The organism is Roseibium alexandrii DFL-11 (assembly GCF_000158095.2).
GTDB lineage: Bacteria > Pseudomonadota > Alphaproteobacteria > Rhizobiales > Stappiaceae > Roseibium > Roseibium alexandrii.
Map to the genome: position 1 here is coordinate 2,327,268 of NZ_CM011002.1, position 12,307 is coordinate 2,339,574.

Consider the following 12,307-nt stretch of genomic DNA (forward strand, 5'->3'; position numbering starts at 1 on the left):
TCTCGTCAATCGTTTTGAAAACAATCAGAATTATCCTAGACAGCTCAATTTACAACTCTTGATATTTGTGAAAAGCGACGAGGGAATGCGGAGCAGAAACAGGGATTTAAGGGCTGCTGCAATTTGCCTGTTTGCAATGCTCATCGCTTGGACTGCGCCAGCAAAACCAGCGGTCTCTGCTGAACGCCACCTGACACCGCCCCTTGAAGTCTTTTACAATGCTCTGCCGCACGTCGTTCTCATCATTGAGCCGCAGACTGGGCGGATCGCATTTGCAAACAGTTTCGCGCATGACTTTTACGGATATGGCCCCGGCGCGCTTTCAGCCATGCGGATCCAGCAGATCAACCAGCTGACGGCAGAGCAGGTAGCCGCAGAACGGCGGCTCGCCAAGGAAGAGAGCCGGAACTACTTCATCTTCCGCCACAAACTCGCAGACGGCTCCATTCGGACAGTGGAGGTGCGCTCCTATCCGCTCGACTTTGGCGGACAGGTTCTGCTGCACTCCAACATTCGCGATATTACAGGAGAGCGCAGCCGGCAGGACAAGCTTTGGCACTACCAGACCCGTCTCGAAGAAGAAGTCCGCGAGCAGCGCGAAAAACTTGCAGTCACCTATGAAACCCAGACCCATTGGCTCATCGGCTTCTTGATTGCAATTACGGTGGCGCTCGGTCTGGTCGGTTTCTACGCAGTCCGGTTGCACGAGTCCCGCAAGAACCTGCGCAAAGCCAATCAGGACCTGATGCTTGCCGACATGGTCTTCCGCCATGCCAATGAGGGCATTCTGGTAACGGATGCAGACGGCATCGTCATCCAGGCCAACCCGGCTGTCGCGCGCATATCAGGCGAAAACCTTGACGAAATCATTGGCCAAAACCCAATGAAGATCGCCTCGGATCGGGACTGCTCCGAGATCCTGCGGCAAATGTCGCGGACGCTTGCTGAGACCGGGGAATGGGCAGGAGAATTGTGGAATGTCCGCCCCGACGGTGAGCGCTATGCACAGCGGGTTTCCGTTGCAGCAATCAAGGACGAAAACGGCACCCTAACAAATTACATCTCGATTTTTTCCGACATCACGGACTTGAAGAACCATCAGTATGAGCTGGAGCGCATCGCGCATTATGATCCGCTGACGGAATTGCCCAACCGGGTGCTTTTGCGCGAACGCTTGAGTGAAGCGATCGAACGCGTCAAACGCGACAATTGCTGGGGCGCCGTCTTCTTCTTCGATCTTGATGGTTTCAAGGAAATCAACGACCGCTACGGCCATGAGCTCGGCGATGAGCTGCTGACCACGGTTTCCCGGCGGCTCCTCTCGCAGTTCCGGTCAACCGATACCGTCGCGCGGCTTGGCGGCGATGAGTTCATTGCCGTGGTGTCTGACTACGAAAGCCCGGACGCATACAGAACCCTCGCAGAACGGGTGTTGGCGGAGACCAGCAAGCCGATTGATCTCGGCGACAAATCGGTCGCCATTTCGACGAGCGTTGGCGTCGCGGCCTTTTCCGCAGACAGCGACACCACACCGGACCAGCTTTTGCGGCAAAGCGATTCAGCGATGTATCAGTCCAAGCTGGAGGGCAAGAACCGCTACACGCTGTTCAATCCGAAAACCGAGATTGAGATCACTGCGTTCAACAACAGGATCAACGCGCTTTCCGATGCGATCGACAACAATGAACTGGTGTTCCACTACCAGCCAAAGGTCGATGTGATCAGCGGGCGGATCCACAGTGCCGAAGCCCTCGTCCGCTGGCAGCACCCAGAGGTCGGTATCCGGTATCCGGGCAGTTTCCTGGACGCCACGGAAAACATTGGCTTGTCCCTGAAGCTCGACACCTGGGCGCTGGAGACCGCCTTTGAGACCGCGTCTGCGTGGCGCCAGGCCGGGCTGGAAGTGCCGATCAGTGTCAATATCGATCCCCGAAACCTCACGTCGAACTGGCTCTACGATACGCTGAAGGGTCTCCTGGCAAAATACGACTCCATCGCGCCATCCTTGCTGGATATCGAGGTTCTGGAAAATGCAACAGCCGTCGGAAACGCGTCCGTGGCCCTTGCAATCAAACAGTGCCAGGAGCTCGGTGTCAGCTTCTCTATCGATGACTTCGGCACCGGTTATTCCACGCTCACGCACCTGCGCCACCTCCCGGCAGACCACGTGAAGATTGACCAGACCTTCGTGCGGGCAGCAATCGACACACTCGACGACCTTGCGATTGTGGATGCAGTTCTCGGCCTTGCGGGCGCTCTCAACAGAGAAGTGATTGCCGAAGGCGTGGAAACAAAAGCGCACCAGAACCTATTGATCAGCCTGGGCACAACGATCCTGCAAGGATACTCCATTGCCCGTCCCCTGCCCTACGGCACGTTTCTTGATTGGACGGAGACCTTCTCACCCGATCCCGATTGGAGCCTGTTGCAGCATCTGTCGAAACGGCGCGTCAGACTGCTTTACCTTCAGGTCGAACTCCGGAATTGGATCAAGGTTCTGAGCGGTCAAAAAGACGCCAAGGAGCGGCCAAGCTGTACCCTCAACGTAGAAGATATGGCGGCGAACTATTGGCCCTGGCTCAACCGCGACGGCGCGAAACTGTTTGCTGGAAGCGATCACTACGCCTTGCTGCTCACCCAGTGTGAGAACCTGATGAACCAGGCGAAATGGCATTGCGGAAGTAGTCTTGGCGCGCAGAAAACGTGCTCCGCTGCTGCTGCCAACCAGTTGTCGGCCCTCGCCAAAGACTGCGTGATTACAATCGACAACTTGTTGCTCGACCGAAAACTCGATCGCACCGATACAGTCCCCTTCAAGGTGGGGGAGAAGCGGGCGTGACGCGGCCTGTCAGAAACCCTATCCAAGCATCCAGTTCAGCACCAGACGCCAGTCAGTCATCCGGATTGGCGTCCCATGGGTGCCGGTATCAAACAGAGTGAACTTGATCGGATAGTTTGGCGCCTTTGATTTGATCTGCTTAAAAAATTGCGCCTGGGTTTCCCAGTTGTAAACCCGGTCCAGCGTGCCTTGCCCCATATAGATCGGAACATTTCTGGACAGCACCCCGGCTGAGAAGATGTTCGGATCCTTTGGTGAGCCGAGCAGCATGATCCCGTTCACAAGGCGCGCATAGTTCCCGTTTTTCACCAGGTTCCAGCAGATGATGCCGCCCATCGATCCACATGCCACAACAACCTTGGCGCCGGGAGACAGCTGTTTTTGCTGCTGGATGAGAGCCGCGACATCGGCTGTACCGCGCTTGTCGAAATGCGTGATATCAACCGTGAGATACGCTCCGCCGTTGCGGACCATCAGGTTCTGGATCCGGTTGAAGTTGCCGCCAAAGGACACATCGTTCATGCCCTGAAAGCGGTTTCCGCCCTGGCCATGGATATAGATGACGATCGTCTTGGCGCCGCCCTTCCACTTGCCCGTCCCCATGTAGGAGACGGTCCGGCCGTTTACCTTGAGCTCGCCGCTGCCACGGCTGCGTTTCGGCTTGTAAGAGACGTAGTTGCCATACACCTGTCGCTCGGGGATCTGATCCCGGCCATGCAGATCGCGTTGTTTGATGTATTCCACGACGGTGAAGTCGCCGCCGTAAAGCGTTTCTGTGACCTTTTTATAGCGGAACAAGCGGTCTTTGTACGGCTTCAAGGTTTCTGCATGCGCGTTGATCGACACGCTGCAAAAAACAGTGGCCAGGAACACCACCGGCAGTTTGGCGAACCGTGCCTGAAGGGCTTTCAGAAAACTGTTCAGCATGCTGTGTCCTTCGCTGGGCCCAATAACCGCTAAAACCTACGCAGGCACACGCCAGCTTTCAATGGACCGCAGCTCAATTTACTCAGATCCTCCGCCCCTAATCTGCATTAATCCCCATCAATGCGCACTCGTGATCCTGTAGCAACGCACACAGTCCCGAGATACTCGCGCGAATCTAAAAGCCAACACCCTCCGAAATTGTGCCTAGGAATATCAGAGACTTATCCACAATCCGCCTTCGGCGCTGAATAACCTCCTCGCATTTTGCGAATTTAAGGAATTGGTAACCATAAAATTCCAAGACTGGCGAAGCTTCAGGCAGGAAAAAGACCGCCATCCCCATCCATGGCGGCATGTTCAGGAGAACTCTCATGCCAGTCATTTCCTTCGCGAATGCAAAGGGCGGCGCCGGCAAAACCACAGCCGCCTTGCTGCTGGCGACAGAAGTTGCCGCCCGCGGAAAACGTGTCACTATCTTTGACGCAGATCCGCAGAAATGGATTTCGAAATGGCATGAACTGCCCCGGACCTGCAAAGGGATTTCCGTGGTCAACCAGATTTCCCCTGCCTCGATCACCGAACAAATCACCCAAGCTTCCGAAACGTCCGATTACGTGATCGTCGATCTTGAAGGCACGGAGAACCTGATCGTAGCAAACGCGCTTTCGGTGTCCGATCTGGTGGTGATCCCGATCCAGGGATCATCCATGGACGCCCGGGGCGGTGCAAAAATTCTAACCCTGATCAAAAAGCTGGAAAAAATCGTCCGCCAGGACATCAGGCACTGCGTCGTGCTGACACGCTCCAACGCGGCCGTAACGACAAGGGCGATGAAGGCAGTGCAGGACTTTCTCTCAGCGCAAAACATCGATGTTATGATGACGCCGATCGTCGAGCGCGCAGCTTTCCGTGATCTCTTCGAGTTTGGCGGCGGCCTTGCAAACCTTGATCCGAAGATGGTCTCGGGCGTTGAAAAGGCCCGGGAAAACGCCTCCCTTTACGCGGCAGAAGTTCTGGAGCGGGCAATCAGCGCTCCGAAGAAACGCTGGTACAACGTCTTCCGACGCGCCAGCTAGCTCCCTGATTGACAGCTGACTGAACGCCGGGCCTTTGCGCCCGGCTTTTTTTTGATCCTGCTCATGGAGGTTCTTGGCCAGGCGGGATAAGCTTGCGAGAGAACAAGCTGACTTGCAGGCATCATCCTGATCCCGCTGGAGAATTTCATGCCCCTCTCCCCGACAAGGCTTCTGATCGCCGGTGCGCTCGCCGTCTCCCTGTCCGCCTGCGTTCAGGATGACGGCAGTGTTGCCCTTGGTACGCTGGAGCGTGACCGTGTGGCACTGACAGCTACGGCTGCGGAGGTTCTGGTTGCGCTTCCCGTGCCGCAGGGCTCGCCCGTTACCAAAGGCACGGTGCTCGCGCGTCTGGATGCGACACAGCAACAAGCCGTGGTCAATCAAGCCGCTGCCGAAGTCGAAAAATCCAGGGCCAATCTTGAAAAGCTGGAGAATGGCGCAAGGCAGGAAGAGATCGCAAAGGCAGAAGCCGCTGTCGCCGGTGCCAAGGCGGAACTGGTGGAGGCTGAAAACAACTTCGAGCGCTACCAGGATCTCACAACACGCGGCACCACCAGCCAGGCCCAGCTCGACAGTGCACGGGCCAGCCGGGATGCGGCGGATGCCAGCCTGAACAGCGCCGAGCAGCAACTTCTTGAGCTGGTCACCGGGACCCGTCCGGAAGACCTGGAAATGGCCCGCGCGGAACTCGCCGCGGCCGAAGCCAGTCTTGCCACGCAGCAAAAGATCTTGAGTGACTTGACCATCGTCGCCTCGCGGGACGGCGTTCTGGACAGCCTGCCCTGGAACCTTGGAGAACGCGTTACCGTCGGCAGCCCGGTGGCCGTGATGCTGGCCGGCGATGCCCCTTATGCCCGTGTGTATGTCCCCGAACCCCACCGGGTGAAGATCAACGAAGGCGACACACTTTCCATTCGCGTTGATGGCCTGAAAGATCCAATCGACGGCCAGGTGCGCTGGATCAGCTCAGAACCCTCCTTCACCCCCTACTATGCGCTCAACCAATCGGACCGCGCGCGGCTGATGTATGTCGCTGAAATCCAGTTGCCCGACAGCGCCTCCAACCTGCCGAACGGCGTTCCGGCACAAGCCGTCCTGCCGTGACCGCGCCCATGTCCGACATCGTTATCCAAGCCGAAGGGCTGGTAAAAAGCTTCAAGGGCTTCCGGGCCGTTGACGGCCTCGACCTGACCATAGAACGTGGCATGATCTACGGGTTTCTCGGCCCCAACGGATGCGGCAAGACAACTGCCATCCGCATGCTGACCGGCCTGCTGACACCGACACAGGGAAGCGTCGAAGTTCTTGGACTTTCGGTGCCCAAGGACGCTGAAGCTTTGAAATACAAGATCGGTTACATGACCCAGGCCTTTTCGCTTTATGGCGATCTCACGGTGCTGGAAAACCTCAATTTCATGGGAACCGTTTACGGCCTCACCCGAGCCCAGCGCAAGGAACGCATCGCCGAAGTCATGGACCGCTATGAACTGACGCAGCTCGGTGACCGGTTCGCGGGCAAGATGAGTGGGGGCCAGCGCCAGCGCCTTGCCCTCGCCGCGGCCGTGTTGCACGGGCCGCAATTGCTCTTTCTGGATGAGCCAACCTCTGCGGTGGACCCGGAATCCCGGCGGCATTTCTGGGAGCAGCTCTTCGACCTTGTCGATGAGGGCACGTCCATTGTTGTGACAACCCATTTCATGGATGAAGCCGAGCGCTGCCACAAGATTGCGATCATGGAAGCCGGTCAAAAGCGGCTTGACGGTACGCCAGGTGCGCTGATGTCCGCCATGGGTGCCAATGTCGTGGAGATAGAGGCCCCGAACCTGCGCGACATCCGGCGGCATCTTCTGGGCACGGAAGGCATCGTGACAGCTGCCCAGCTTGGAGCGCGCTTGCGGGTGCTTGTCAAAGACACCATTCCCGATCCGGAAGGCTTCTTGAAATCCAACCCGCAAACCGCCAGCGCGACAATTGTCGAACAGGTCCGGCCCAATCTGGAAGACGTCTTTGTCACCGCAACCGGAGAAGGCCGCCAATGAGATCGATATCGCGCATTCTAGCTGTCTTTTCCAAGGAACTCGCCCAGCTGCGCCGGGATCGGATGACCTTTGGAATGGTCGTCATGATCCCGCTCATTCAGCTGATCCTGTTCGGCTACGCCATCAACACCAATGTCCGCGACATCCCGATCGCGGTGGTTGATCAAAGCCAGACCGGCATCAGCCGGATCCTGGTGCAGATGGTCGAGGCAACCCGGGTCGTGACGGTGACCGAGCGGCTGACCACACCGCAAGAAGCCGAAGAAGCCATCCGCTCTGCCCGCGTCCGGGCCGCGTTCATTCTACCCGACGACCTCACTCAGAGACTGGCAAGGTCACCAGCTGTGGGTCTTGGCACACCGCCATCAACAGATCAGGAGACCAGCCGTCCGGTTGCTCAATGGATTGTCGACGGTTCAGATACGATGATCGCGAGCTCGATCAAGAGCCTTCGGAACATGCCGCTCTCGGAGATCTACCGGCAGGCCCCCAACCGCTCGACACCGACCTTCGAAGTCACGCTCTTCTACAATCCCGAACAGCGCACCGCGGTCAATATTGTGCCGGGTCTGGTCGGCACCATCCTGACGATGACCATGATCATGTTCACCTCTGCTGCGATTGTGCGCGAGCGCGAACGCGGCAACATGGAGATGCTGATCAACACGCCCATCCGGCCGATCGAACTGATGATTGGGAAGATCATCCCATACATTTTCATCGGCCTTGTGCAAACGGCAATCATTCTCAGTCTGGGGCACATCCTGTTCAACGTGCCGCTCGACGGCAATATGATCGACCTGTTTGTCGGGACGCTTTTGTTCATTGGAGCGAGCTTGTCGCTGGGTCTGGTGTTCTCCACGATCGCCCAGACCCAGCTTCAAGCCATGCAGATGACGGTCTTTGTTCTTTTGCCGTCGATCCTTCTGTCCGGGTTCATGTTTCCTTACGAGGGCATGCCAGTTGTGGCGCAGTACATTGCCGAAGCGCTGCCTGCGACACACTTCATGCGCATGATCCGGGGCTTCGTACTCCGGGACGCAACGCTTATGGATGTCCATCGGGACGTCATCTGGATGAGCGGTTTCTTTGTCCTCGGCATGATCGCCGCTGCCGTGAGGTTCAAGAAGCGTCTGGATTAGGGCTCTTTTCTACTGTCCGCCATCGGGCAATGGCGGCAGGGACCGCAGATAAAGGATCATGGCTGCAGCATCGTCATCGGTCATCTTGGCAAGATAGCCGTACGGCATTGGCGGTAACATGCGGGCTCCATCCGGCTGAACGCCTTTGCGGATCATGCCGTCCAGCTCCGTATCGCTGTATTGTGCCAGCCGCGTTGGCGTGATGTTCGGTGCAATCGATACACCCCAAGGCCCGTGGAATTCGAACCCACCTGCTCCAAGGTGCGTGTCGAACATCGGCCCTTTCGGACCAAAGGTCGTGTGGCATTCGGTGCAATGGGCGATTGGACCTGCGAGATAGGCGCCGTACTCAAGCGTAACACCTTGTGGCACCTCTGCGACGCTGATGACCGGCGGTCCATAAGCCGGTGGAAGCGGAATATTGTAAACGCTTTGCCCCGGATCATGATCGACAGCTGGAACTTGGCGCAGATACATCACCATGCTCATCAGATCATCGTCGGAAATGCCCTTGTAAAGCCCGAACGGCATGGGCGGGCCAACAATGCTGCCATCGGGGCGGATGCCTTCGCGGATGGCTCTAGACAGCTGCACATCCGTCCAATCGGCCACCCGGCTGCCCGGTGTAATATTCGATGCGATGGCGGTGAACATGTCGTTCTTCTCAACCATCATGCCGGCCAGTCCCATGTCCGCCACCGGCCCATCCGGACCTTGGGGTGTATGGCAATTGCCGCATCCCGCTGGCCCTTCCACCAGATACCTGCCGCGCTCCAGCGTGGGCTCAGCGCCGGCAGCGCCGATACCCAGGAAAACGGCTGCAGCGGCGAAACTGCCTAAAATTCGAAAAATATTGATGATGGTATTGCGCATAGTAGAGCCTCCCAACCATGTGACGCTAGGGAATGCTACTCCCATGTTGCGCAATCGGATATGGGCAGGTTTGACATTTGCGGTAACTGCCTGGCGATCAGGTCATTGCCGCCGTGATGTTCATACTTCCAAAAACGCAAAGACCGAGGACGCCATATTGACCGCAAACCAGTCCCCTCTTGCGTGTCGGACGGCTTCGGGCATGTCGGCGTGACAAAAATCAAATCGACATCATTTGCCGAATACACGGCGCCCGACGGGGCGTTAAAAACTCTATACAACACACAACAGACTTGCTTATTCCCGTAAATAAAATTTAATGTTCTTAAAATCGAATAAATGTAATTGTGGCAGAAATCACCAAACATGCCACAATTATCTGTGCCAAGCTCAAGACATTGTGATCCAGAGGGAGAAGATCAATGTCTGTGCGCAAGTCTTTGCGCCGAGCGGCTCCGCTCGGCCTTGCGGGTCTTTTGTGTATTACTGCCGCTTCTGCAGAAGAGCCGCCGAAAGTCAATCAGGAGGACTTGAATTCGTCTGCCCTCAAAGACCCGAAGGCCGCTTTCATAGAAGCATTTGAGGCCGGTGATGAACTGACCGAGGCGACATTCACGGCAAAGCGCGGGGTCGGGGCCAAGGTCAGCCAGCACGGCAAGATGTTTACCCGCATGCCGCGGGCAGATCTGGAACTTTTCGGCGAGTGGACCACGCACCTGCCGGAGCGCGAAGCTGGCCCGGTCGCCCAATCCTGTATCTCCTGCCATTCAGCACCTTATGCCAATGGGGCTGGTCCAAACCCGCTGAACGGGATCGTTGATCCGCTGCACACGGGCGACCCGTCCAAGTATCTGCACCGCAACACACCGCATCTCTTCGCGCTTGGCGCGGTGCAGCGGATTGCAGAAGAAATGACGGCGGAACTCCTGGCGCAGGAGGAGCTGCTTCAAAAGGAAGTCTGCACCTTGGGCGAAAATGCCTCGGTGAACCTGAAAGCAAAGACCATCAACTTCGGCACGCTCTCTGCAACGCCTGAAAAAGATCCGCTCACCGGGATCTGCATTGCCGAATACGACCGGTCCGGCATTGAAGGCGTTGATGAAGACCTCGTGGTGCGCATGTTCGGCTGGAAGGGCTCGCACGCCACCTTGAGAGCCTTCACCCGCCACGCCGCCCACAATGAACTCGGCATGCAGGCAGATGAACTGGTGGGCAACCATGATGGCGACCATGATGGGGTGACCGGAGAGCTGTCCGTCGGCGATCTGACCGCCTTGTCCATCTATATGGCCGCTCTGGAGCGACCAACCTCGAAGCTCGAACTTGCCAAACATGGCCTGATGGAGCTGACCGCAGGGGAGGTTCTGGAGATCGAGCGCGGCGAACGCCTGATGACCGAAGCCCAGTGCACCACTTGTCATGTGCCGACGCTCAAGATATCGACCCCGATCTTTTCCGAACCGAGTTTGCAGGCGGGTTTTCGGGAAGACATTTTCCCCTCTGGCCAGAAAGCGATCGACAGCGGTCTTGATGGTCACGCGCCAATCTGGTTCGACCTCACAGAAGACAGCCCCAACAATCATGTCGTGACCGCGAAGGGCGAAACGCTGAACCTTGGCGCCTTTCCGAAGGCAGGCGACGGTGGAGCGCTTGTCTCCTGGTACTCCGACTTCAAACGGCACGAGATGGGCGACGACCTCGCCGATCCGGTGGATGTGCACGGTTTTGGTGCGTCCGTCTGGCCGACGGCATCGCTCGCCGGTGCCGGTTCGACCGGTCCCTGGCTGCATGATGGCAACGCGACGACCCTGGATGAAGCGATCCGGGCCCATGGCGGTGAAGCCGAAGCCAGCCGTCTTGCCTATGAAGCGCTTGGCGACGAGGACCGCGCGGCCATCATCGCCTTTTTGGAAAATCTGATCATCATCGACCTCGACCCGGAGGAAGAGGAAGAAGAAAATCACGCTGCGGCCTCACAAGGAGCAGCAATTGAGGACGCCAGCACCAGGACTGCCCGCCTGGTCACCGTCCTTCCGCCCGTAAAACCCTGATGCCTCGAGCCTGAAGGGTTTGCCGTTTCTTGATGGCAGCGTGAAACCGCCGCGGTGGCCCAGTGTCCACCCGCACCTGGACCACCGCGGCAAATTATCTCCTACGGATTTTCAACAAACTGGTTGAGTTTTCGGGATTGAAACCGATCACGTGGGTCCCAAGGCGGCCTGCTCCCCTTCCCATTGCTGCTGCGCCTCGATCGTCACACCGTATTTGAACATGTCGAATGTAAACTCTTGCAATTCTCGACCTTCCGCGACCCGCTTGGGTAAGTCGGGGTTGAGCATCGCTGTTTTGCCGATAGAGACAAAATCAGCTTTGCGGGAAGCAATCAGCTCATTGGCATCCACGACGACATGAAGTCCACCATTGGCGACCACGGGTAAACCTGTCAGATCCCGAGCATAGGTTGTCAGGTTTTCTCCGGCTTCCGTGTAGCTGTGGACAGCATAGCCTTCTTTTTCGCTCGCAAGGTGAATGAAATCGGCGCCTGCGTCCGCAACCGCCTGAAATATGACCTTCGCGTCTGCCAATCCGTTTGGCCAGAAATAGTCCTGGATGTTTGCCTTGGCCTGGGATAACCGAACCCCGACGATGAAGTCTGATTTTGTGGCCCCCTGTGCCTCCCGGATGATCTCCTGTGTCAGCCGAATCCTGTTCTCCAACGTGCCGCCATATTGATCCTGGCGAAGGTTTGTTTCCGCTGTCAGAAATTGATCGAGCAGATACCCGTTTGCACAGTGGATCTCGACGCCATCGAAGCCTGCAGCCTCTGCCCGCAGCGCGGCCTGATAGAATCCGCGCTTGATGATCTCGATCTGGGCAAGGCTCAGTTCGTCTGGCACGTCGTAGGCTCCCTGACGGTGGCCATAGCCGTGCAGCATGGACCCAGCTGGCCGAACGGGAGACGGTGCGACTGGCTCCATGATATGTTGAGAGACAGCGCCAGCATGAATGAGCTGCAAGATGACCTTACCGGCTTCGGCCTTGATTGCCTGGACGACCCGTTGCCACCCCATCTCCTGAGCATCGTTCACAAGCCCCGGCTGACCGGAATAACACTGAGCCCATTTTTCATCAGTAAAGGCCCCTTCCGTAATGATGAGGCCATAACCACCGCGGGCAAAACCGGCATAGTATTCCGCCATGTTTTCCGTCGGCACGCCGTCTGCGCCGGCGCTGGCGCGTGACATTGGCGCCAGAACGTACCGATTGGAGAAGGTACTTGTTTTGATTGTCTTTTCTTGAAGAACCGGAAAGGTAAGTGTCATCTGAAGTGCCCTTTGTTGAGGAAGTGCACGAGAGTTAGATTTCACATTATCTTTTGACAAGTACGCACTATTTTTGCTTATACATACA

At 57.1% G+C, this 12,307-nt stretch carries 9 protein-coding genes; 6 read left to right on the top strand and 3 right to left on the bottom strand.

Annotated elements, in window-relative coordinates; all coding sequences use genetic code 11:
* Positions 1–85: 85 nt before the first annotated feature.
* The gene (locus SADFL11_RS10880; RefSeq protein ID WP_081450568.1) at positions 86–2,839 is read left to right on the top strand and encodes a sensor domain-containing protein; all 2,754 of its coding nucleotides are present in this window, start codon (positions 86–88) and stop codon (positions 2,837–2,839) included.
* 18 nt (positions 2,840–2,857) lie between these two features.
* Here SADFL11_RS10880 and SADFL11_RS10885 read toward each other — a convergent pair whose 3' ends face one another.
* Entirely contained in the window at positions 2,858–3,766 is a 909-nt protein-coding gene (locus SADFL11_RS10885) for an alpha/beta hydrolase (protein ID WP_008193927.1), read from the bottom strand.
* Positions 3,767–4,137: 371 nt separating this feature from the next.
* Between SADFL11_RS10885 and SADFL11_RS10890 the strand changes: the two genes are divergently transcribed.
* The 4 genes from SADFL11_RS10890 (at position 4,138) to SADFL11_RS10905 (ending at position 8,023) form a co-directional block, all read left to right on the top strand.
* Positions 4,138–4,842, top strand: coding sequence for a ParA family protein (locus SADFL11_RS10890; protein ID WP_008195501.1), 705 nt, complete (start codon positions 4,138–4,140; stop codon positions 4,840–4,842).
* Positions 4,843–4,989: 147 nt separating this feature from the next.
* Positions 4,990–5,946, top strand: coding sequence for an HlyD family secretion protein (locus tag SADFL11_RS10895; RefSeq protein WP_008189016.1), 957 nt, complete (start codon positions 4,990–4,992; stop codon positions 5,944–5,946).
* Positions 5,947–5,954: 8 nt separating this feature from the next.
* A complete protein-coding gene (locus SADFL11_RS10900; protein WP_008189737.1) occupies positions 5,955–6,881 on the top strand; it encodes an ABC transporter ATP-binding protein in 927 nt (308 codons plus the stop codon).
* On the top strand, positions 6,878–8,023 hold the full coding sequence (locus SADFL11_RS10905) for an ABC transporter permease (RefSeq protein WP_008196361.1): 1,146 nt from the start codon (positions 6,878–6,880) through the stop codon (positions 8,021–8,023). The genes SADFL11_RS10900 and SADFL11_RS10905 overlap by 4 nt, the downstream gene beginning before the upstream one ends.
* Before the next feature lie 9 nt (positions 8,024–8,032).
* Here the strand turns inward: SADFL11_RS10905 and SADFL11_RS10910 are convergent, their stop codons facing one another.
* Entirely contained in the window at positions 8,033–8,896 is an 864-nt protein-coding gene (locus tag SADFL11_RS10910) for a c-type cytochrome (RefSeq protein WP_008195887.1), read from the bottom strand.
* A gap of 422 nt (positions 8,897–9,318) precedes the next feature.
* Between SADFL11_RS10910 and SADFL11_RS10915 the strand changes: the two genes are divergently transcribed.
* Positions 9,319–10,947, top strand: a complete 1,629-nt coding sequence (locus SADFL11_RS10915) for a di-heme oxidoredictase family protein (RefSeq protein WP_008189420.1) — start codon at positions 9,319–9,321, stop codon at positions 10,945–10,947.
* A gap of 147 nt (positions 10,948–11,094) precedes the next feature.
* On the opposite strand, the gene SADFL11_RS10920 is transcribed toward SADFL11_RS10915, so the two are convergent.
* Positions 11,095–12,219, bottom strand: a complete 1,125-nt coding sequence (locus tag SADFL11_RS10920; protein WP_134852989.1) for an oxidoreductase — start codon at positions 12,217–12,219, stop codon at positions 11,095–11,097.
* Positions 12,220–12,307 lie beyond the last annotated feature (88 nt).